This window comes from Burkholderia sp. MSMB617WGS (assembly GCF_001532025.2).
Lineage (GTDB): Bacteria > Pseudomonadota > Gammaproteobacteria > Burkholderiales > Burkholderiaceae > Burkholderia > Burkholderia savannae.
In genome coordinates this window covers 3784646-3805387 of sequence record NZ_CP013457.1, presented here as the reverse complement: position 1 = coordinate 3805387, position 20742 = coordinate 3784646, and the positions used below count along the sequence as shown (strand labels likewise).

Genomic DNA, 20742 nt, shown 5'->3' with positions numbered 1-20742 from the left:
ATGGCCCGGTGATCCGCGATGCAACCGGCACCCTCACAAGTCGATCCGGGAAACCAACTCGTTCAGATGGCCCGCGAATCGATCGCCCAGCCATCCATTACCATCCGTATTTGAATTCGATACCGACATAGTCGGCATTGCTGCCTCCCAAACTCCGGATGGCATTACCCGCCTGAAAATGAACGGCCTCGATCGAGCTGATCAGATTGTCGGCAACCGTCCAGTCCGACCGAAGCTGCACGTACATCCCGGTCCACCGGGAGCCATGTCCCGCGGTGCCTGGCACGGCAACGTTGCCTTGTTGATAAATGGCGTCATTCGCCGTTTGGCGCCACTGAAAACCCAATGCTGCAAGTAATGAGAGCCTGCTCGACGGCTTCAGCGTGATTGACGGTTTGATGTGAACAATGTTCGCGTAACCGGTGAATCCCGCCAGCGTGAAATAGTAGCCGTTCGGAAAGAGCGGATTGAACGTTCCCACTCGGCCGTCTCCCGGATGCCGATCGCCGGACGCCACGTCAATCTGAAGACCAACGTGAGGCGTGCCCCAACCCTCCAGCGCGTAGCCCGCGAGCGAGCCAATCGCCCATGCATTGATTACGTCGCGGCCGACGTGGCCCGTTTGCAGCATGGATTCGACGTCCCAATCGGCACGCCCAGTTTTTCCGGAATAGCGCAAATCGAATACATCCCGATGCTCGTCGCCCTTTGCGTCGAGAAATACCGCGTTGCTTCGGTTGTAACGCGAGTAGTAACCGGACAGATCACCCGGGCCGACGTCCTTGCGCTCGAAACGCACGCCGCTGAAGGTGAGATGTCGGTTCGATCTGTCGTCGAACGCCGTACTGCCTCGATTTTGCACCGGTTGCGTCGCATAACCGATAAAGCGCCACTTGCTGTATTCCAGATCGCCCCAGACTGCATCAAAGCTTTGCCGAACATTCGGGCCTTCGCGAACGGAAATGAAGCGTTGCAGATCGAAAGCCATTTCCTGCCGCCCTATGCGAAACTTCGCCGTAGCCCCAGCCGCGTGCCCCACCCATGCGACGAACGCCTGCTCGATATCCGGCGGGCTCCTGTCGACCGGCGTCGCGATATCCTTGCCATACGCTCGCGCATCCACGAGTTGGACGAACACCTGATAATGTTGCGCGATCCGTAAGTCCGCACTGACCTGCGCCCGTTGCAGCAGCCGGGTGTTGGCGGATGCCGGACCAACGCCGAACAGCGGCGCTCCACTGATCTCGACACGCTCCCGGAGATTCGCGCCAAGAGACAGGTACGAGTGCGGATCGTCGCCGAGCGGGATGTATTTGAGGTCGTCCAGAGGCTTTGCCGGCACGCACGGGTCAGCCAGAACCGACCAGTCTTCCTGCCAGCGGTTGGAGAGCACGCGCGGCCGCTTCTGCGCGCACGCCACCGCATTCTCGTTCGCCTCCACGCGCTTGCCGATGCCAAGGCCGAATGCTGCGGCCACCATGATGGGCAGCACAGAGCAGTTGTGGCGTCGACGAATGAATGCCGGCCAACGCAACCACATCCGACTATCCTGCATTGATGTCGCTCGCATCATGGGTTCGGTCCCGGCATGGCTGCGCGATCCTGCGCGCCCGGCGCGTTGAGGAAGAGGCTCAGTGCAAGCGTGACGAGCAACGCGACCGGCAGCATCAGCGCCCAGAACGAAACATATCGATAAGCCAACGCACCGACGACGGCGCCGGACCCGAAACATGAGATGGCCCGGAGCAGCTTCCCGAGGCGGATGCGGACGGCCATCTTCGTGTCGACCGGCGTCTCCGAGGAAGCAAGGTTCACTACATCGAGCACGGCCTGAGTGACGTTGCCGGTCATCACGGTATTCGGCACGCTAACGCGGTCGATCAACCGGCTGTGGGCATTCTGCACGCCCATGGCCGCCGCGCCGAGCATCCCGCACACGATGATCGGCACGCTATCGGCGCCGAGTGCCGGTTCGATGCCGACGCCGGAAACGCAGAAAGCCACCAGGAGCGCCGCCTGAATCGCGTACAAGGACGCCGCTCTTCGATTGGCGTCCTGAGACCGCATGGCCTTCACCACCGCGCTGCTTAATACGATGCCGGAGACGAACGCGGGGAAGGTCATCAGTTTCGTGAAGATGCCCTGTCCATAACCGGCAACGTCCACGCCGATCAACACGAAGTTGCCCGTCACATGCGCCGTGAAGAGACCAAACAGGGCGACGAAGCTGAATGTGTCGACATAGCCGGCAATGGCTGCAAGCACATTGTCTTCGTGCCTCTTCGTCCAGGCCCGATTGGGGAGCATCGAACGGACGGTAATCAACATGCGCGCTTTAGTCATCGGGCTGCGGCGTGAATTTCGGCAATATAGCCGCCCGGGAACCGCACAAACGCCGCTTCGCGCTTGTCCGATGTGAACGGCTGTACCAGCACCGTCGCACCGGCGGACTGCGCTTTTTTCAACGTGCCGGCGAGGTTCGCCACTTCGTAGCCAGTCGTTTCGCGGCCAAAAGGATAGGGCAAATGACCGTCGGTGACGGCGACCGTCATCTTTCCAAAGCCCGATTCGATGCGGATGCGGCGATACGCATCGTTCGGCCGCCCGATCTCCGCGCCCGAAGCGTCGCGCACGTCCGACACCACTTTTCCGTGCGAGAACGCGACGAAGTCGCGCACCAGTTCATCAGCGCGGTCCGGCGACACATAGACGCGATTCTCCGGTACCGTCTTCAACTCTTCGTACCTCCGCGCCTGCGTGTGCCAGTAAAACTGCATCTGGACGCCGCCCGGCCACACGACGATCGCGTCGCGCCCAACCGGATCGGGGAATGGCGCAACGGTCACGTCCGCGCCGTGCGCTTTCGCCGACTGGATTGCCGCATCCATGTCGGTCACCATATAGCCTGTGCGTTCATCACCGAAAGGATAGGGAATCGGCGTCTTGAAACCGAATACCGACAGCGTGCCGACCGGCGTGAACACGAGCTGCGAAATCGTTCGGCTCGGCGCCGGCGTTACCTGGAACTCGCCTTGCTTTGACTTGTGACCGCCGAACGTTGCGAGAAAGCTTTCGACGAATGTGTCGAAATCTTCCGGTGCCACGTACACGTGCGTTGTGTCGTACTGGGGGCCGACGGATACCGTCGGCGCCGAGACTGGCGTCGCGACGGCTAGCAGCGTCGAGACGAGGCCGGTGGTGACCATGCTGGTCGCGATCAAGAGACGGAAGAGGGACATGGCATTGAAGTATCTTTATGGTTTTTCATGAAGATGGCGCTTGCCATCTCGACGAATCGAATCGGACAGCCACACCGCCATTAACAGCGCGGCAATCAATCCGAGATGCTCGAAAAAGCTGTTGGCCGCACGCAGCCGAGCGGCACCGGCCATGTTCCAGAAATCATTCGCGACCAGCATCGCGACTGCCGTCAGGCATCCGAGGCCGCCGGCGCCGAGCCAAGCAAGACGATCCGCGATGACGCAAACCGACCCGCCCAGCTCGACGGCAATGGCGAGAGCCGCCCAAAGCCACCCTGGTCGAAGTCCGAAGTGATCCAGCTCGGCGATGGCCGCGCGATAATTCAAGAGCTTCGTTAGGCTACCGAACAGGTAGGCGGACACCAGCGCCGTTCGAGCCATTGGCACAAGCGGGCGCCAGCCGAGGATCGCGCTCACCCATGCGGGACGGCGAGTCTTGACCGCGTCCATATCAAATCGCCCAGCACGCACAGCCGAGCGCTCCCCAGAACGAACGCGCATCGGACGCGGGTACGCTGCGCAACCACGCCTGGTCGTGGCTGTGCCCATGCACGATGCATGCGTTTGCGCAACCGCACGACGCGCCGGCCACCTTCTGCAACGCCGCCTCTGCGTCGCCCTTCGAATCCCTCCAGGCCGCAAAGCCGCCGAACCGCCGCACCGGCGACCAGTCGGGCATGGCGGGCGGCGGCTCGCCGTCGTCGAGAAAAGCGAACTCGCCCGTTCCATAGACAACGCGCCCGCCTACCAGCGTCAGCATCGAAGTCGTGTGCGCGATGTCGTCCTCGGCACAGGAGAAGAAGTCGCGGTCCGGCACGATCAGATCGGCGAATTGTCCAACCGCGATCTGCCCTTTCTTTCCTTCCTCGTTCGAGAACCAGGTCACCTTCTCAGTCCACATGCGCAGCGCCGTTTCGCGATCGACGCAGTTGCGTTGCGGGTACAGGCGCAGACCGCCGACCGTTCTTCCCGTCACCAGCCACGCGAGGGATACCCACGGGTTGTACGAAGCGACTCTCGTGGCGTCGGTGCCGGCCGATAGCCGAATGCCCTTCTCCAGCATCTTCGCCACCGGCGGCGTGGCTGCCGCGGCGGTCGAGCCGTAGAGTTCGACGAAGTATTCACCTTGATAAGCCATCCGATGCTGGACGGCGACGCCGCCGCCGAGTGCGGCGATACGATCCATCGAGCGCTCCGAGATCGTCTCGGCATGATCGAAGAACCAGTTGAGACCCGCCAGCGGTATATCGCGGTTGACCTTTTCGAATACGTCGAGCGCGCCGCTGATTGTCTCGTCATACGTCGCGTGCAAGCGCCACGGCCAGCGATTCTCGGCCAGCACGCGCACCACGGCCTCCAGTTCGTCTTCCATCTGTAGCGGCGTGTCAGGCCGCGGCTCACGAAAATCCTCGAAGTCTGCGGCGGAATAGACGAGCATTTCACCGGCACCGTTGTGCCGAAAGTAATCGTCCCCCTGCTTGTACTTCGAGGTTTTTGTCCAATTGAGGAAGTCCTGCTTTTCTTCCTTCGGTTTTTGCGTGAACAGGTTGTACGCAAGCCGCACGGTCAGTTGTCCTTCATCCGCGAGCCTTTGAATCACCTCGTAGTCTTCCGGATAGTTCTGGAAACCGCCGCCCGCGTCGATCACGCCGGTGACACCGAGTCGATTCAGTTCGCGCATGAAATGACGCGTCGAATTCAACTGATAGTCGAATGGCAGTTTGGGGCCTTTCGCGAGGGTCTCGTAGAGAATCGATGCATTCGGTTTCGCGAGCAGCAGGCCAGTCGGGTTGCCTTGGCCATCGCGCATGATCTTGCCGCCAGGAGGCTCGGGGGTTTCCTTCGTGTATCCGACGACGCGCAATGCTGCAGCGTTCAACAACGCGCGGTCGTACAGATGCAGGATGAATACCGGTGTATCCGGCGCCACGGCGTTCAGCTCGTCGATGGTCGGCAACCGCTTTTCGACGAACTGCTGCTCGGTGAAGCCGCCTACCACGCGCACCCACTGCGGCGGCGGCGTGATCGCGACTTGCCGCTTCAGCATGTCCATTGCGTCGGCCAGCGAGCGCACACCGTCCCAACGCAGTTCCATGTTGAAGTTCAAGCCGCCTCGCACGAGATGCGCATGGTTGTCGATCAGCCCCGGTAGTACGAGGCGGCCGTTCAGATCGACAATGCGCGTGTTCGAACCGGCGAGCGGCATGATTTCCGCCTCGTCGCCGACAGCGACGAACGTGCCGTTTTCGATTGCGACTGCGCTCGCCGTCGGCTTCGACCGATTCAGAGTCACGAATCGTCCGTTGCGCAAGACGAGATCGGGAATGTGGAAAGAGGCGGTCATGAGCGAATGTCTCCGGTGGATTCCGATATGGCGCTTGACTGCTTGGGCGCCGGCCGGCCGGGCAGCATCCCCAAGATGTGGTTGCTGCAACCTGCATCGCGCCAGGCGGCCTGCAGCGTATTCCCGGCAAGCAAGCGTTTTGCGAGCGGTGCGATCTGCTCGCCGCCCAGCATGCCGAGCAGGCCGAGCAGCGCGATGAGTGGCGGCGCGGGTGATCTCACGTTGATCAGGCTGTAAATGACGCCGACGAAAACGCCGGCTCCCAATGACAACAGGTAGAGTTTCATGAGCGTGTGAAAAACATTTCACCCGAAGCGAAATTGAAATCCCCAACGGCTCTGCGGCTCTGCAATTTGTCTCGCGAAGCGGGGGCGCGTAGGTTCGATCGCCGCGTCGTTTGAAGCGCGGCGTCTGGGTGCATCGAATGCGTTTCCGCCACTCACGCTTGCGCGACGTGGCGGAACTTCCTGCCAATATATTATGGATGCCGAATTATCAAATTCGATTTCCAATTCCTTTCTCTACAACATGATTCAATGAGCTTACTTCACGATCCCGAACGGGTCCGGAACCGCGTGCTGATTCGCGTTGTTCCAGAAGTTCTGCAGTACGAATCCGTATTCCGGAAGGTTCTGGATGAACGGTGCGAGCATGTCGTTCGCGCTCGGCAGCTTCCAGTCGGCTTGAAGCTCGCAGGCGAGCGCGAACGTCGTGACCAGTTCAGCGCCAGCCTTGCTCATCCGCGACATGGCGGCCTGCGCCTCATAGGCGTTCCACGCGCCGCATGCGTCGACGACAGGAAACACCTTGTAGCCGTCTTGCAACATGGAGAGCGTCGGGAACGCACAGCAGGTTCCGATCGTCACGGCGGAAATGATGATGTGCCTGCGGCCAGTTTGCCGAACCAGGTTCTCCAGCGCTGCGCGAAACGTCGGATCTTCGTAGCAGTTGATGATGCCGGTGCGCCTGTAGATCGGCTCGTCGCCGAAGATGTCCTTGATCTCGGGTAGCGTATCGCCGTTCTGCCATTGCGCGTTCGATGACGAGATCAGCACGGGCATCTTCAGCGCCTTCGCCGCGCGCGCGAGGCCGACGACATTGCTTCGATATTCGGCCAAGGAGCCGAAATCGCGCACACCCGCCATCAGCCCGATCTGATGATCGATAAAGAGGACGATCGCGTTTTCCGGCGTCGGCTTGTCGTACGGCACACGGCCAGCGCGCGCCGCGTCTTCCGCCGAAACAACGGGAGGCTGGATCTGATTGGTGGTGGGGCTAACAATATCTGCCGGTCTGTCGATCATTTTGTTATCCGAAATTAGTGGAGGGATCTCGCTAAACGCTTCTACACATCAATGGCGAGTATGTGCGACACTAACACGCAAGTTTCTATACGGTAAGGTACTTACCAATTGGTAACCGACAGGACTCGACATGGACCAACCCACCCCCAGAATCGCGCCGTTCCCGGCGTCCAGGCAACCTTGCCCCTTCGAGCGCTTCGTGGATATTTTTTCCGGCACATGGATGCCACGGATTCTGTGGCTTCTGCTGGATGGGGCTACTTATCGCTTCGCGGAAATCCAACGAATAGTCGAGCCGGTCTCGTCGAAGGTACTGACTGAAAGACTGCGATATCTCGAACAGCAGCGGCTCGTCAAACGCATCGCTCGGAAGTCGGCCACGCCCTATGTCGAGTACATGATTACCGACAGGGGCAAGTTGCTCGAGCCGGTTTTTCATGCGATGGCGCAGATTTCCGATCAACTGTTCGGTGACGAGTTATCGAGTCAAGACGTCAATCAGTGAACGTCTTTGTGGTTCTCCCTATTCGTCCCGACCGGAGTTGACCCTGCAACTCAGGACACGCGGACACTGTTAGGTTGATGGCACTGCGGCGTGCCTGAACTCGTGGGGCGAGCGGTATTTCAGGGCTTGATGCGGGCGGCGCTCAATGTGGTGTTCAAACGCAATAGCTAGACGCGAGAGCGCCGTTGATGCGTCAGGCTTGTCCATGCATGCGACGTAATTGTGCTTCATGGTCTTCACGAACGATTCGGCCATGCCATTGCTCGGCGGCGAACGGACCGGCGTGGTCAGCGGTTCAAGGCCCAGTTCCCGAGCGAAGCTGCGTGTGCGGTGGTCGATGTAGGCCGAACCGTTGTCCGACAGCCATTCGATGGGCTGCGCGGCCTGCGTGGTGCCGAAGCGCTGTGGCTCGGACGTCGCCTGCCGATCGCGCGGAATATTCCGTTTCAGTTCGCCGTTGGGTGTCAGGACCGTCTTGGGGCTGATGCCGTTGCGGTGGTTGAGTCCTCTCGCGTTCCGGCCGATGGGCTGACGCGGGGAGGGTTGCATCATGTCCACCGGCATCTTGCCTGCCGCGCGGTCCCTTCCTCGCCTGCGGGCTTCGCTTGATCGGACGGTTTGCAACCGTCCAGCCCGCTCGCCAGCCCGTATGGCGCGCGATGTCGTCCGTTTCACGGCGCGCGAAAATCGTGTGTTTTGATGCACAGTGGGGCGGACTCACGCGCCTCAAATTGCGGTGACCGATTTCTCGGCAGATCGTACCTTCGGCTAGCCAATCAACGGTCTTGATTTTGTCCACCATGCGCATCGTGTCGTAACTCAGCGGATCGGCGCTCGTCGCGACAGAGGCCGACGAGAACGACAATCGAACCGTGGAGAAAGACGACGGCGCAAGCGATGCATGGCCGCATGAACAAACAATTTCGCTATCGGTTGCGAATTCATGTGCAATCCGCGGCGAACCCGGATGGGTTCGCCGCGTTTAATCACGAAATTCGAGCACAAAAACAAAACGACGACGGGAAGGCAATCCGATGTTTACCCGTTTGGTGGCGTGCGGTAGCATTAATATGCCGTCCAGCTTCGGGAGAAATCATGGACCGGAAACAGTGCATCTCCCTCATTGAGAGCGGCTGTATTATTAGTGCCATAATCAGTGGAGGGCAAATGATCTCAGGCATTGTCCACAGCCTGAATCAGGAAAGCAGGACGATAACGGTCAGGCGCGGCCATGATAAATATTGCGATATATTCGTCGATAAAATAATGGCGATCAGCGTCAGGCCGCGCCCCGCCGATGTCGACAATTTCAAGATCGAGATCGACTCGCTTCATGATGAAAAATTGATCGAGCGCGTGAGGCGAGAGTTCTTGACGCCGTGGCAGCGCACGATTACCCCGCTGCATTTTCGGTTCTTGTATGGAAAATCAGGCGCAAACCAAGCGACCAGGACGAAAATCGATCGCTGGATAGACGCCGTTCGAACCCTCCAGGCTGCGCTTAGGATAAAAGACGATGAAATCATTCGGCAGATAGCACTATATGTCTATTCGATCAAACACGATGGTCACGTGCAGAGCGAAAAATTTCCCCGGGAGTCGATCGAGGAGAAACTGATGGTGATTCCCATTGGAGAACAGGTAACGCTATACGGGGATTTTAGCGATTCAATTAATTATAATATCGAGCAGGGCCGGCTATTGGAAATTGACATGGATAAACGATTGGTCCGGCTGCATAGTGCGATTGATGATCTGGATTTCGACATTGATCTCGATGCGATATTTGCAATTGAAGCGGACCGGCTCGCAGCCGATATTGCGGCATCGCACTAGATGCGCTGTCGCATCTCCCCATGATTGTTCGTCCGAAATATCGCCGGATTGGCGGGAAGCTGCGCAAGCGCTGAGGCCGAACGACAGACAGCAGACAGCAGACGACAGGCGCTCCGCAACCGCAGCGGACGATCTTCAAGCGGTCGAATAACGAGCCTGCCGCTTTCCGCGAAGCTGTCGCCGGCCGCCCGAGGTCAAACGCTGCGCGAACGCGGTCGCATTTTTCGGCGAGCGCAGCAGAACCCGGACGGCACCGCGCATGAGCGCCGAAAGGCGAGGCGCGAGGGGCCGCGCCCGCGTGACGAGGCCGGCCGAGCGGATGAAAATTCGGCTGCTCTTCTTGCTTGATGATCACCTGCATAGGCGCGCGTTCGGCACGGTCATGACGAGGGCGATATGGATCGCGTTGCCGCCGCCGCCAATAACGGCCGCACTGTCGCCGCGGACGACAGCACCTCGATACGCGGGCCAAGCCAAGCACATCGACGTCGCGAGCAACGCAACATGACGCGTCGTCACGCGGCCCGCGCGAAGCGTGTTGTCGCTTGATCCGCGACCCATTCCCGGTGCGGATGAACTTTGCGTAGTCCATGCGCTCGCGTCGTCGCCCGGCGAATGCGGGTGGTGCCGCGCAGCAAGCCGTGCGCGTTTCAGCTCATCGGAAGCGGACGGCATGGCGCGTGCCTTGATCGGAAGGATTCCGCGCCAAGCCGTTATCGCCGTGCGGCCGAATGCCGAAACTGACGGTTGCACCCTTGTTTCGCTCGCGCGTGCACGCGGCCGCCGCTCGCGCGATCGAGACGCCATGCCGGACATGCGCGATCCGTCGGCCATCGACATATTTGGCAATGCGCTTGTCGAAATATCTCGCGGCATGGCCCTTCTCTGACGTGGCGCGTTCGAATCGAAATCGGCATTCAAACAGTTTCGGCGGCCGTCGCCACGGGTTGCCCGCAGCCGGCGAGCGCGTGATCGTGGCAACGGCGATGCAGATGACGAAAAAGCCGGCCATCCACGGCCGCCACGCCCGGGCGCTGCATGCGTTGGCGGTGGGGGCGGCGTCGCTGCCGTGCGGCAACCGGGCGGTGAGCCGCACGTTCGACATCGCGAGACGGCACCTCCGATCCATGCGGCACGCACGGCCGGGTGATCCGATGGCCATCGCCGAAAACGCGCGATGCGTGAACGGCCCGGCGCGAAGCCGAACGCGCCGAGCGCGAGATCGCATGGCGGCGGCTCGCCCAATAACGGAACGCAGCGCCGAGCCGCGTTCGTGACGAAGCGAACCAAACGCGTCGCGGCGGCGATTGCCGTCTGATGGAATCGGTTGCTTTCGAAGGTTTGAAGGAAATTGACTGGAAAAGCATCGCCGATGGGCGATGGGAACATCCGACGGCGCCGTCAAACTCAGGAACCGAAAGGCGAGCGCCCAATAAGCATATCGCTCACGAAATCCACAAGACGGAAAGATGGAATTAAAAATTTCCCCTTGTCATTCAATTCGTTTTCAGGTCGATCCGGACGGATGGATTTATTTATAAATAAGTGGTTATTTGCTTCGGCTCGCGGCATTCGCCGGCAGAGAAATTCATTTTCTCTCGCGAGCGGCGCGGAGATGCCGGGTCGGGGCGCGCGATACGCTTGCGGATGCGAAGAGAGGCGCATCGCGCATCGCTATCAAACGGGGCTCAATGAACGCCGGCGCCGCGCAAGGTACAGAGCAAGTTGCGCTACAAAAAGGCGATTAATTTTAAATTCCGGCTCAAACATGAATATTTTGCAAATCCGGCTTCAGCGTCATATATAAATATTGGTGGCGCGATATCCATCCGTTAATTCGCGAGGGAGTTTTCGGGTTCGGTCGATTGTGATTTGGTGAAAAATGCAAATTATTCTTGCATGAATGATCGTGCCGCAGAATGCGAAGCGCGTTTTCGCACTTTTCGTGCCATTGATGTGCCGGGCCGCCTCCGGGGTGACGGTGGCGCAGTTCTCTTCGCCAAAGGATCGATGTCCGATCGCGTGAGATGGAGGTTCTGATGATTCGCTACTTCAAATCCCTGATGCATGACGAACGGGGTGTGAGCGCACTCGAGTACGTCGTCCTCGGCGGCATCGTCGTTGTCGCGCTCGCGGCGGTGGGCACCATTCTGAGCAGCACGTCCACCGGGCTTCCGAACGTCTTTTCGACTTTGCTTGCGAAAGTCACGGGCCTGATCTAAATCCTTTTTTCGCGTGTTGCCGGGGACGACACGGATTCGGCGAGGTCGGACGCCCTGTCGCGGCGCGCGAACGGACGGCGCTCTTTATGGCCAGCTATGTACAGGCGGCAGCTACGCTAATTCTGGCGCTGCTCGCGGCGCAGGACATTTGCGTTCGGCGTTTAGCCAACGGCGCGGTGCTCGCGCTCGCGACGCTTTACTTCGCGGACGCGGCGCTCATTCGCGACAGCTCCGCGTCGGTGGCGAGCCACGCCGCCATCGCGGCGGTGATGTTGGCGCTGTTCGGGGCATTGCGACATCTCGGCTGGATCGGCGGAGGCGACGTCAAGCTGGCGGCGGCGATATTCCTCTGGGCGGGACCGGCGTTGGTGTTCCCCGTGATGCTGATCGTCGGGGCGGGCGGGCTGCTGCTCGGCTTCGCGATCGCCGCCGCCGTCGCGTGGCGGCGCGGGGCGACGGCATCGCGATGCATCTCGGCGCGCGGCGTGCCGTACGGCGTTGCGCTCGCATTGGGCGGCGCCTTTGCGATATGGGCGCCGGTGGCGAATAGCGCTTCCATCAATTAGCGTCGCGTGCCCGTCGTCATGCCAAAGTCAATCAGAATGGCCGCGCTCCTCATCGCCGCAGGTATCGGCGCCTTCGTGCTGCGCGGACTGTATGTGGCCGCATCGGTTCAGAAGGCGGCCGAGCCGGCGCCGCTCGAGCGCGTGCGCGTCGCGGCGGCCGATTTGCCCGAGGGGCTCTTGCTGCGCGACAACGACCTTGCCTGGCAAAGCATGCCGCGCACCCAGATTCCGGCCGGCGCGTTCGTCGAGACGCAACCCGGCGCCGATCTCAAAGGCGCGTTGCTGCGCAGCCGGGTCAGTGCAGGTACGCCGCTTCGCGTCGACAACGTCATACCGGCAGGCGCGCCCGATTTTCTCGCCGCCGCGCTCAAGCCGGGCATGCGTGCGATCTCGGTCCCGATCGACGACGTCTCCGGCAACGCCGGCCTGATCCAGCCGGGTGACTACGTGGACGTGCTCCTGACCCAGCAGATCGGAGGCAACGCCGCGGCGTCCGTTCCGCTCGAGCGCGCGATCGAGTCGGAAACGGTCGTCACCCGCATCCGCGTGCTCGCGGTGGGTTCCGAGTTCCAGCGGCCGAAGGCGTCCAACGCGGCCGAGTCGACCGCGCGGGCGCGAACGGTGACGCTCGAAGTCAGTCCGCGCACGGCGCAGGTGGTATCGGTCGCGACGCGTCTCGGCGCGTTGTCGCTCGCGCTGCGCAGCTTCGCGACGAGCGACCGCCGTCATCCGGCGGGCGGCGAGGAGATGGAGCCCGATACGCCGCCCGTCTGGGCGGGCGACGTGTCGCGCGCGTTTCGCGATTCGGCGCGCTCGCAGGCTTCGTCGCGAGACTTCGCCCGGCAGCAGTTGCCGTTGCAGTCGGTGGTCATCTATCGCGGTTCGAGCATCGCCGACAGCGCGCCGGCCGGAAATACCGGCACGCCCGGCTTGCCGCCGCTGCCGCCGGGATTGGCGAGCAGCGGCGGGGTGGCCGAGGGGGCGACGCCGCCTCGGGCGACGACGCAGTGACCGTTTGGATTTCACTCAATCGCCGTTCGGCTTCTGACGGGGACACGAATGTTGCGCATAGTCCGCTCGCTCGCTTGCTGCTGTCGGCTGGGAATCGCCGGATTCGGGATCGCGTGCGCGCTCGGCGCGTTCGCGCAGGATTCGGGTTCGACGCTGATCGTCGCGAGCGGCAAGGGCGAGATGCTGTCGCTGCCGGAGCCGGCCGTCGCGATGTTCGTCGCGGACCCGGCCATCGCCGACGTTCAGGTGCCGACGCCGCGCACCGTGTTCGTGCTCGGCAAGAAGGCCGGCACCACGACGCTGATCGCGCTCGGCGCGAACAACCGGACGATCCTGCGCAAGACGATCGTGGTCCAGGTCGATACGCAATCGCTGCAGCGCGTGCTCGACACCCGGTTCCCGCAACTGGGCGTGACCGTGACCGGCGCGCCCGGGTCGCTGATGGTGAGCGGCCGCGTACCCAGCGCGGCGGACGCGGACGCCGTGATGCAATCGCTCACGCCCTACCTGCGCGACAAGGAGAAAATCGTCAACAGGCTGACCCTGTCCCGGCCCGTCCAGGTGAACTTGCGGGTGAGGGTGACGGAGGTCGATCGCAACATCACGCAGCAGCTCGGCATCAACTGGAGCTCGCTCGGCAACGTCGGCAATTTCGTCGGCGGCCTGTTCAACGGGCGCACGCTGTTCGACCCGACGACCAACCAGTTCAATCTTTCGCCGACGGGCGCGTTCTCCGTTCGCGGCGGCTTCCATACGTCGCGATGGTCGATCGACGTCGTGCTCGATGCGCTCGATCAGGAAGGGCTGATCACGATGCTGGCCGAGCCCAACCTCACCGCGATGTCCGGCGAGACGGCGAGCTTTCTCGCCGGCGGCGAGATACCGATTCCCATCGCGCAAAACAACACGGGCGCGATCACGATCGAATTCAAGCCGTTCGGCGTGTCGCTCGACTTCACGCCGACCGTCCTGGCCGACAACCGGATCAGCTTGAAGGTGCGGCCGGAAGTCAGCGAGATCGATCCGGCGAACAGCGTGACGACGGGCGGCGTCCGGGTGCCGGCGCTCACCGTGCGGCGCGTCGAGACGACGGTCGAGCTGTCGAGCGGGCAGAGCTTCGCGATCGGCGGCCTGTTGCAGAGCGAGACGAGCGACATCGTCTCTCAACTGCCGGGGCTCGGGCGCTTGCCCGTGATCGGCCGGCTGTTTTCGTCGAAGAGTTTTCAGGACAACAAATCCGAGGTCGTCGTGATCGTCACGCCGTACATCGTTCAGCCGGCCGGCCCCGGCCAGCTCGAGCACGCGATCGACAGCGTCACGCGGCCGAGCAGCGATCTCGAGTTCGCGCTCCAGCGCAATCTGGGGCTGGATTTGTTGACGGGCGACACGCCGCGGCTCGTCGGCGCGGCGGGCTTTGTCTATTGACTGTCGGGAGGCCACGATGCGCGTTCGAACGATCGCCTTCGCGCTGACGCCGCTGGCGCTGGCGAGCTGTCTGTCGGCGCCGCCGCCGCTCGATCTGCCGGATGCGTCGGCGATCGGCTTCGACGGCGTGCGCGCGGTGCCGCCCGACTGCGGCCGGTTGGCGGAGCCGTCGCATTTCGTCGACGCGGGATACCGGCGGCCGAGCGTCGCGTTCGGATGCGCGACGTACAGGAATCTTGCCGCGATGCTGGCGCGGCCCGAGGATCTCGTCGCGCCCGTGCCCTACGCCGGCGCGGACGCGGCGTTCGCGGCCGACGCCGTTCGCCGGTTCATGGAGGACCGCGTGAAGCAGCCCACGTCCGCAAGATCGAACACGACGACGATTGCTCACTGACTCCGATCGAATGCCGATCCCACGCACATGAAAGTCCTGGAACGTCGCCCCTTCAAACGCACCGCCGCCGCGAGGACGGTGGACTTCGTCGCAGTCGTGTCCGATCCGGGAAGCGAGGATGTCATCCGCCGCTTCGCGCAGGATCTGGCCATCACGCGGATGCATCTGCAGATCGGGCAATTCGACGATGCGATCAGGCTGCTGCAGCAGAGCGAACGCTCGCCGCGCCAACTCGTCGTCGACATATCGGATTGCGCGATGCCCGTTTCCGATCTGATGCGCCTGGCGAAGATGTGCGATCCGTCGGTTCGCGTCGTGGCGATCGGCACGCGAAACGACGTCGGCTTGTTTCGCAATCTGCTCGGGATCGGCGTGCACGATTATCTCGTCAAGCCGATCACGGTCGAACTGTTGCGGCGCGCGCTGACGACCGACGAGGCCATCGCGCAGGTCCGCACCGGCAAGACGGTCAGCTTCGTCGGCGCGCGCGGCGGCGTGGGCACGACCACGATCGCGGTTTGCCTCGCCCGCTGCCTGTCGGACGAGAAGCTGCGCCGGGTCGCCTATGTCGATCTGAACCTGCACGGCGGCGCGGCCAATTCGCTGCTCGGCCTCAGCAGCAACAACGGGCTGACCGAGCTGCTGCAAATGGAGCAACGTCCCGATGAAGCGTTCATCGAGCGCATGTCCGTCGCGAAGGGCGACCGGCTGAGCATTTTGTCAGCCGAGCTGCCGTACGCAGCGGCTGCGCCGGTGCGCGCGGGCGCCATCGCGGATCTCGTCGACACGCTGAAGGGCAAGTACCACTACGTGCTGCTCGACGTTCCGGTTCAGGCTAGCGAGCTGATCGAGGACGCGCTGCTCGCGTCGGATCTCGTCTACATCGTCGCGGATCGCTCGGTTCACGCCGCGTACGAATGCGCCCGCCTCGTGCGCTTCGCGCAGCAACTGCCCGGCGAGCGGAGCGTGTCGGTACTCCTGAACAATCCGCTCGAACCGGTGGCCGGCCGCGTTCAGCCCGCCGAATTCGCGCAGGCGTTCGAACGGATCAACGTGCGCGAGCTGCCGCACGAACCTCAGACGCTCGCTGTCGCGGAGAATCTCGCCGAACCCGTCGGCGATGCGAAACGCGTCGGCTTCCTGCACGAAATCCGCCGGCTCGCGGACGGCATCACCGGCGAGCCGATGTCTGTCGCCGAGGCGTGGTATGCGCGGTTCGTGAAGTGGAGGAGAGGATCGTGACGTTCGGCACGCGAAATAGCGAACCCGCCCGGCCGACGCCGCCCGAGAAGCCGGCTGCGGCGCAGCCCGCCGTTCGCGTTCCGGCGCCCGCCGCCGACAGCCACGGAGCGTTGATTCGATCCGGCAAGTTCGATGTGATCCGCTCGGCGGTGTTCGCGTCGATGAACATGTCCGCCGCGCTCATGAAGACGCGCGACGAGGTGCGCGCGGGAATCGAACAGGTCGCCGCGCATACGGCCGAGCGCGAGCAACTGAAAATCACCGCGGGCGAACAGGTGCTGATCGTCGACGCGATCCTGAACGACATGTTCGGCGTCGGGCCGATCGAGCCGCTGCTCGCGGACGACGCCGTCACCGACATTCTGGTGAACGGCCCCGATCAGGTCTACGTCGAGCGCAGCGGACGCCTCGAGCTCACGTCGCTGAAGTTTCGCGACGATGCGCACGTCATCGGCGTCGCGCAGCGGATCGCGGCCGCCGTGGGCCGGCGGGTCGACGAAAGCAGCCCGATGGTCGATGCGCGGCTCGCCGACGGCAGCCGGGTCAATGTCGTGCTGCCGCCCATTGCGATGCGCGGCCCGTCGATTTCGATCCGCAAGTTCGCGAAGCGCGACATCACGCTCGCGCGCATGGCGCAGCAGGGCAACCTCTCGCCGACGATGCTCCAGGCGCTGAAGCTCGCATGCGCATGCCGGCTGAACGTCGTCATTTCAGGCGGCACCGGCTCGGGCAAGACGACGCTGCTCAACGCGATGTCGCAGCATATCGAGGAGCACGAGCGCATCGTGACCATCGAGGACGCCGCCGAGCTGCAACTGCTTCAGCCGCACGTGGTCAGCCTGGAAACGCGCCCGGAGAACACCGAGGGGCTGGGCGAGATTTCGCAAAGGGATCTCGTGCGCAACGCGCTGCGAATGCGGCCCGACCGAATCATTCTTGGCGAGATTCGCGGCCCGGAAGCGTTCGACGTGCTGCAAGCGATGAACACCGGCCACGATGGCTCGATGACGACGATCCACGCGAACTCCCCGCGCGACGCGATCAACCGGCTCGAGAGCATGGTCATGATGGCGAACGCCAATCTCCAGCTTCTGTCGATCCGCCGCCAGATCGTGAGCGCCGTGCATCTGATCATCCAGATCGAACGGATGCGCGACGGCGTGCGTCGCGTGACGAAAGTCACCGAGATCGTCGGCATGGAGGGGGAGGTGGTCATCACGCAGGACCTGTTCCTGTTTCGTCAGGATGCCGACACGTCGAGAGAGACGGTCAAGGGCGGTTTCGAAACGACGTCGCTGCGGCCGGCGTTTGCGGCGCGCGCCGCCTATTTCGGCCTCGAGAGTTCGTTGGACGAGGTCTTCCGATCATGACGGCGAATGTCTTTGCCGTCTGTGCATTCTTCGTGATCGCGGCGATCGGCCTGGCGCTGATGTCGCTGCGCGATCGCGTGCGCAATTCGCCGCAGCGCCTGATAAGCGAACGGCTTCATCGAATCGTGCCGGCGGATGCGGGCGGCGCGGCGCTCGCCCGGGCGGAATCCGGAACCGCGCTGCTCAACCTGGAACAGCGGCGCGGCAGGCTTAGATCGTGGCTTCAGCAATACGTCCAGCGCGTTCGTACCGTGGCCGGCAGCGGCGGCCTGCGCATCGTGGGCGCGAGCGCGGTGGCCGGCGTGATCGCCGCGGCGTCGGTCATCGCGTTCTTCGACCCGCCCGGCGCGATGCGTCCGTTCATTTATCTGGGGTTGCCGCTTCTTGCGGTGAGGCTCAGCTATCGCGCGTTGATCTCGCGGTTTCGCACCCGATTTCTGGAGGCCTTTCCCGATACGATCGATTTGATTGTGCGCTCGGCCCGCGCCGGCATTCCGGTCACGCAGGCGATCAGCACCGCGGGCGAGGCCGCGGCCGAGCCGGTGCGCTCGACGTTTCGCGTCATGGGAGACCGCCTTCGGCTGGGCGTGGAGCTGAAGGACGTGCTGAGCCAGGCGGCGGGGCGGCTCCTGATCGCGGACTTTTCGCTGTTCGCCGTGTACTTGCTGCTGCAGCGCGAGACAGGAGGAAGCCTCGGCGAAACCCTGGATGAGCTGTCGGCGATCATCCGCACCAGGCGGGACATTCGGCTGAAATCCCGGGCGTTGACCGCCGAAGGGCGCATCACGACCAACATCATTTCGGCGATGCCGTTCGTCATCATCGGCGTGCTCTACATCGTGAACCGGGCATACGTCGAACTGCTGTTCGAGACGGATGCGGGCCACACGATGCTGACGACGGCCGCCGTGATGCTCGCGATCGGGCTCGTGCTGATCCGGAAATTGTCGAAACTGGATACGTCAAGATGACAGCCTTTCCCGGCATCTCCGCGTGGTTCCTGCTCAGCCGCGGATTCGCGTTGCTGCTCGTGCTGGGCTGTGTCGCCGTCGCGCTCGCCGACCCGGGCGCGCGGACGCGCGCTAGGATCGCCGAGCGCGTGCGGCGCGCGACCGGGCAGGCGGGCGCGACGTCCGGAATGACGATGTTCCAGGCCGGGGATCTTCGTCAGGGGCTGTCGCGGCGGCTGGCGCAGCTCGGAGAGCGGTTGCCGGAATTCGATCCGATGCAGCGCGTGAAGCTCGGCCGCCAATTGACTCGGGCGGGTTTGCGCGATCGTCGCGCGGTGTCGTCGATGATCGGGATCAAGTTGTCGAGCGGCCTTCTATTCGCGGGCGCCGCGCTTCTCCTGAGCCCGTTCATCCCCCGCTTCGGCGCGTATGTCGTCATTCGTTTGCTGGCGATGACGGGCGCCTTCGTCGTCGGCCTGATCGTGCCGGAGTATGTCCTCGCCGCGCTGATCGCCCGCCGTCGCCGGAAGATTGCCGCGTGCCTGCCCGACGCGCTCGACCTGCTCGTCGTTTGCACGATGGCGGGCAACAGTCTCGTGACCAGCATCAAGCGCGTCGCGCTCGAACTGGTGCGCATCTGCCCGCCGCTTGCCGACGAATTGTCCGTTTGCGCGGACGAGATGACGATCGGGGAAGGCAGTGCCGTCGTGCTGGTCAACTTCGCCGCGCGAGTCGACCTTCCGTCCGCGCGATCCCTCGCCGCGACGCTGATTCAATCCCAGCAATACGGCACGCCGATCACGCAGGCATTGCGCACGCTGTCTCGGGCCGAACGGGCGGAGCAGCTCTTTGCGCTCGAAGAGAAAGCCGCGAAGCTCGCGCCGAAAATCACGCTGCCGATGATGGTGTTCATTCTGCCGACCGTTGCGTTGATCGCGGGCGGCCCCGCGGTGATACGCCTGCTCACGATATTCAAATGAGACATTCGATCTTGCAAACGGCCTGGCTTGCGATCGCCTTGCCGATCGTCTTTGCGGGATGCGCGCAGCCGGGATTCCAACCGCGCCCGGCGCTGTCGCATCGGATCGACGATCCGGCGGCCGATCTGCGCATTGCGGACAGCGCGCTGTCCGGCGGCAACGTCGATCTTGCCGCCACGCTGTACGAAAAGGTGCTCGACGCGCATCCGGATTCGCTGGCGGCAAGGCTCGGCCTGGGCGACGTCTATTATCGATCCGGCAACCTGGAGCGTGCGCGAGTGCTGTATTCGCAGGCCGCCGAGCAGGCGCCGGCCCAGCTCGGCGCGCGGCTCGGCCTTGCCCGCGTCGCGCTGCGGCAGCGCCGTCTCGACGATGCGCTTCGCCTGTATCGCGCGTTGCTCGCCGAGCAACCGGGCAACCCGCTCGTGGCCGAAGGGCTCGGCACGGCGCTCGACATGGACGGGCGGCACGCGGACGCGCAGGCGGTCTATCGCAATGCATTGCTCGCGCATCCCGATGAGCAGGGGCTGCGCATCAATCTCGGGTTGTCGCTCGTGCTGAGCAACCGCTCGCGCGAAGGCGTGAACGTCCTGCTCGATGTCGCGGGCCTGCCGGACGCGCCTTGGCAGGCGCGGCAAAGCCTCGCGTTCGCGTACGGCGTTCTCGGCAACGCGGATTCGGCCAAGCGGATTCTGTCGTCCGAGCTTCCGCCTTCGGCCGTGGCCGACAACTTGCGCGTCTATCGGGCCGTGCGCGCGAAGTTCGCGTCGCGCGATCTGCCGGAAGCGCCGCCGTCGGCGAGCGATGTCCGGCCGGGCGCCGCGCATTCCGGGCCGAGGGCGAAAAAATGACGCGACGCGCGAGGTTCGCCGGAGGGCAGCGCGGCGTCGTCTCGCTCGAATTCGTTCTGATGCTTCCGTTTCTCTTGATGGTGCTCCTCGGCATCATCGACGTGAGCTTCGTTCTGTGCGACAAGGCGGTGATCACGAACGCGAGCCGCGAGGCGGCCCGCGCGGGCGTCGTGTTGCACGTGCCGCAGTTGACGAGCGCGCAGATCAGCAGCGTCGCGCTGGCGTACGCGCAGAACAGTCTCATCACCGGCGGCACGCCGAGCCCGCCCACGATCACCGTCAGTCAGCCGAGCGGGACGTCTTCGGGCAGTCCGTTGTCGGTGACGGTCAGCTATACCTATACCGGTCTCGTGCTGGGGTCCGCGTTCAGCGCACTGACGGGGCCCGTCACCATCACCGCCACGACCGTCATGAACTACGAATGAGGCGGCGCGTGCGACTCACCACACGTTCGAATCGACATGCGCCCGAGCGGCGGCGCG

Annotated in this window: 21 protein-coding genes and 2 pseudogenes; 14 read left to right on the top strand and 9 right to left on the bottom strand. The window is 63.1% G+C overall.

Translation table 11 applies throughout. The annotated features are described in order from the left end of the window. Positions 1-97: 97 nt before the first annotated feature. The 7 genes from WT60_RS18620 to WT60_RS18590 form a co-directional block, all read right to left on the bottom strand. Positions 98-1540: an alginate export family protein gene (locus WT60_RS18620; protein ID WP_060356283.1), complete on the bottom strand. Its 1443-nt coding sequence runs from the start codon at positions 1538-1540 to the stop codon at positions 98-100. 29 nt (positions 1541-1569) lie between these two features. Continuing rightward, positions 1570-2328, bottom strand: coding sequence for a YoaK family protein (locus tag WT60_RS18615; protein ID WP_236860835.1), 759 nt, complete (start codon positions 2326-2328; stop codon positions 1570-1572). Between the two features lie 11 nt (positions 2329-2339). Beyond that, on the bottom strand, positions 2340-3206 hold the full coding sequence (locus WT60_RS18610; RefSeq protein ID WP_231752909.1) for a glyoxalase: 867 nt from the start codon (positions 3204-3206) through the stop codon (positions 2340-2342). Positions 3207-3254: 48 nt separating this feature from the next. Then, positions 3255-3710, bottom strand: coding sequence for a DoxX family protein (locus WT60_RS18605; protein ID WP_038755460.1), 456 nt, complete (start codon positions 3708-3710; stop codon positions 3255-3257). A gap of 1 nt (position 3711) precedes the next feature. After that, entirely contained in the window at positions 3712-5604 is a 1893-nt protein-coding gene (locus WT60_RS18600) for an amidohydrolase (protein ID WP_038755458.1), read from the bottom strand. Next, the gene (locus WT60_RS18595) at positions 5601-5891 is read right to left on the bottom strand and encodes a DUF1427 family protein (protein ID WP_060356675.1); all 291 of its coding nucleotides are present in this window, start codon (positions 5889-5891) and stop codon (positions 5601-5603) included. Before WT60_RS18595 ends, WT60_RS18600 begins: the two co-directional genes overlap by 4 nt. A 255-nt stretch (positions 5892-6146) precedes the next feature. Further along, positions 6147-6908 carry an isochorismatase family protein gene (locus tag WT60_RS18590; RefSeq protein ID WP_052145010.1) on the bottom strand — a complete coding sequence of 254 codons (762 nt, stop codon included), beginning with the start codon at positions 6906-6908 and terminating at the stop codon, positions 6147-6149. A 130-nt stretch (positions 6909-7038) separates the two neighbouring features. On the opposite strand from WT60_RS18590, the gene WT60_RS18585 reads away from it, so the two are divergent. Further along, positions 7039-7413, top strand: a complete 375-nt coding sequence (locus WT60_RS18585) for a helix-turn-helix domain-containing protein (RefSeq protein WP_059608709.1) — start codon at positions 7039-7041, stop codon at positions 7411-7413. A 69-nt stretch (positions 7414-7482) separates the two neighbouring features. On the opposite strand, the pseudogene WT60_RS18580 reads toward WT60_RS18585, so the two are convergent. Next, positions 7483-7818, bottom strand: a pseudogene (locus WT60_RS18580) (integrase core domain-containing protein); the annotation flags it as partial. 504 nt (positions 7819-8322) lie between these two features. Here WT60_RS18580 and WT60_RS18575 point away from each other — a divergent pair. Together WT60_RS18575 and WT60_RS35735 are read left to right on the top strand one after the other, a co-directional pair. Next, complete coding sequence (locus WT60_RS18575; protein WP_145986822.1) at positions 8323-9249, top strand: hypothetical protein; 927 nt, start codon at positions 8323-8325, stop codon at positions 9247-9249. 70 nt (positions 9250-9319) lie between these two features. Then, positions 9320-9564, top strand: a pseudogene (locus tag WT60_RS35735) (hypothetical protein); the annotation flags it as partial. A 340-nt stretch (positions 9565-9904) separates the two neighbouring features. Here the strand turns inward: WT60_RS35735 and WT60_RS18565 are convergent. Further along, positions 9905-10345: a hypothetical protein gene (locus WT60_RS18565; protein ID WP_222430140.1), complete on the bottom strand. Its 441-nt coding sequence runs from the start codon at positions 10343-10345 to the stop codon at positions 9905-9907. A gap of 943 nt (positions 10346-11288) precedes the next feature. On the opposite strand from WT60_RS18565, the gene WT60_RS18560 reads away from it, so the two are divergent. The 11 genes from WT60_RS18560 (at position 11289) to WT60_RS18510 (ending at position 20685) form a co-directional block, all read left to right on the top strand. Beyond that, entirely contained in the window at positions 11289-11471 is a 183-nt protein-coding gene (locus WT60_RS18560) for a pilus assembly protein (RefSeq protein WP_038747161.1), read from the top strand. A gap of 86 nt (positions 11472-11557) precedes the next feature. Further along, on the top strand, positions 11558-12037 hold the full coding sequence (locus WT60_RS18555) for a prepilin peptidase (protein ID WP_038747013.1): 480 nt from the start codon (positions 11558-11560) through the stop codon (positions 12035-12037). An 18-nt stretch (positions 12038-12055) separates the two neighbouring features. Further along, on the top strand, positions 12056-13048 hold the full coding sequence (gene cpaB / locus WT60_RS18550) for a Flp pilus assembly protein CpaB (protein WP_060355146.1): 993 nt from the start codon (positions 12056-12058) through the stop codon (positions 13046-13048). Between the two features lie 48 nt (positions 13049-13096). Further along, positions 13097-14473 (top strand): type II and III secretion system protein family protein, encoded by a 1377-nt coding sequence (locus tag WT60_RS18545; RefSeq protein WP_038747019.1) that lies wholly within the window; start codon positions 13097-13099, stop codon positions 14471-14473. Positions 14474-14489: 16 nt separating this feature from the next. Beyond that, positions 14490-14867, top strand: a complete 378-nt coding sequence (locus tag WT60_RS18540) for a CpaD family pilus assembly lipoprotein (protein ID WP_038747022.1) — start codon at positions 14490-14492, stop codon at positions 14865-14867. Between the two features lie 27 nt (positions 14868-14894). Further along, positions 14895-16109 (top strand): AAA family ATPase, encoded by a 1215-nt coding sequence (locus WT60_RS18535; RefSeq protein WP_038747025.1) that lies wholly within the window; start codon positions 14895-14897, stop codon positions 16107-16109. Next, positions 16106-17479: a CpaF family protein gene (locus WT60_RS18530; protein WP_060355171.1), complete on the top strand. Its 1374-nt coding sequence runs from the start codon at positions 16106-16108 to the stop codon at positions 17477-17479. The genes WT60_RS18535 and WT60_RS18530 overlap by 4 nt, the downstream gene beginning before the upstream one ends. Beyond that, complete coding sequence (locus WT60_RS18525; RefSeq protein ID WP_100185350.1) at positions 17473-18450, top strand: type II secretion system F family protein; 978 nt, start codon at positions 17473-17475, stop codon at positions 18448-18450. The genes WT60_RS18530 and WT60_RS18525 overlap by 7 nt, the downstream gene beginning before the upstream one ends. A gap of 14 nt (positions 18451-18464) precedes the next feature. Continuing rightward, positions 18465-19409 carry a type II secretion system F family protein gene (locus WT60_RS18520; RefSeq protein WP_038747166.1) on the top strand — a complete coding sequence of 315 codons (945 nt, stop codon included), beginning with the start codon at positions 18465-18467 and terminating at the stop codon, positions 19407-19409. Continuing rightward, the gene (locus WT60_RS18515) at positions 19406-20260 is read left to right on the top strand and encodes a tetratricopeptide repeat protein (protein WP_059644314.1); all 855 of its coding nucleotides are present in this window, start codon (positions 19406-19408) and stop codon (positions 20258-20260) included. The genes WT60_RS18520 and WT60_RS18515 overlap by 4 nt, the downstream gene beginning before the upstream one ends. Further along, positions 20257-20685, top strand: coding sequence for a TadE/TadG family type IV pilus assembly protein (locus WT60_RS18510; RefSeq protein WP_059584247.1), 429 nt, complete (start codon positions 20257-20259; stop codon positions 20683-20685). The genes WT60_RS18515 and WT60_RS18510 overlap by 4 nt, the downstream gene beginning before the upstream one ends. Positions 20686-20742: the final 57 nt, after the last annotated feature.

Excerpts from the sequence above, each read along its gene's own strand:
- WT60_RS18620 (WP_060356283.1), bottom strand. The coding sequence starts at position 1,540 with ATGTGGTTGCGTTGGCCGGCATTCATTCGTCGACGCCACAACTGCTCT.
- WT60_RS18615 (WP_236860835.1), bottom strand. The coding sequence starts at position 2,328 with ATGTTGATTACCGTCCGTTCGATGCTCCCCAATCGGGCCTGGACGAAG.
- WT60_RS18610 (WP_231752909.1), bottom strand. The coding sequence starts at position 3,206 with ATGGTCACCACCGGCCTCGTCTCGACGCTGCTAGCCGTCGCGACGCCA.
- WT60_RS18605 (WP_038755460.1), bottom strand. The coding sequence starts at position 3,710 with ATGGACGCGGTCAAGACTCGCCGTCCCGCATGGGTGAGCGCGATCCTC.
- WT60_RS18600 (WP_038755458.1), bottom strand. The coding sequence starts at position 5,604 with ATGACCGCCTCTTTCCACATTCCCGATCTCGTCTTGCGCAACGGACGA.
- WT60_RS18595 (WP_060356675.1), bottom strand. The coding sequence starts at position 5,891 with ATGAAACTCTACCTGTTGTCATTGGGAGCCGGCGTTTTCGTCGGCGTC.
- WT60_RS18590 (WP_052145010.1), bottom strand. The coding sequence starts at position 6,908 with ATGATCGACAGACCGGCAGATATTGTTAGCCCCACCACCAATCAGATC.
- WT60_RS18585 (WP_059608709.1), top strand. The coding sequence starts at position 7,039 with ATGGACCAACCCACCCCCAGAATCGCGCCGTTCCCGGCGTCCAGGCAA.
- WT60_RS18575 (WP_145986822.1), top strand. The coding sequence starts at position 8,323 with ATGAACAAACAATTTCGCTATCGGTTGCGAATTCATGTGCAATCCGCG.
- WT60_RS18560 (WP_038747161.1), top strand. The coding sequence starts at position 11,289 with ATGATTCGCTACTTCAAATCCCTGATGCATGACGAACGGGGTGTGAGC.
- WT60_RS18555 (WP_038747013.1), top strand. The coding sequence starts at position 11,558 with ATGGCCAGCTATGTACAGGCGGCAGCTACGCTAATTCTGGCGCTGCTC.
- cpaB (WP_060355146.1), top strand. The coding sequence starts at position 12,056 with ATGCCAAAGTCAATCAGAATGGCCGCGCTCCTCATCGCCGCAGGTATC.
- WT60_RS18545 (WP_038747019.1), top strand. The coding sequence starts at position 13,097 with ATGTTGCGCATAGTCCGCTCGCTCGCTTGCTGCTGTCGGCTGGGAATC.
- WT60_RS18540 (WP_038747022.1), top strand. The coding sequence starts at position 14,490 with ATGCGCGTTCGAACGATCGCCTTCGCGCTGACGCCGCTGGCGCTGGCG.
- WT60_RS18535 (WP_038747025.1), top strand. The coding sequence starts at position 14,895 with ATGAAAGTCCTGGAACGTCGCCCCTTCAAACGCACCGCCGCCGCGAGG.
- WT60_RS18515 (WP_059644314.1), top strand. The coding sequence starts at position 19,406 with ATGAGACATTCGATCTTGCAAACGGCCTGGCTTGCGATCGCCTTGCCG.
- WT60_RS18510 (WP_059584247.1), top strand. The coding sequence starts at position 20,257 with ATGACGCGACGCGCGAGGTTCGCCGGAGGGCAGCGCGGCGTCGTCTCG.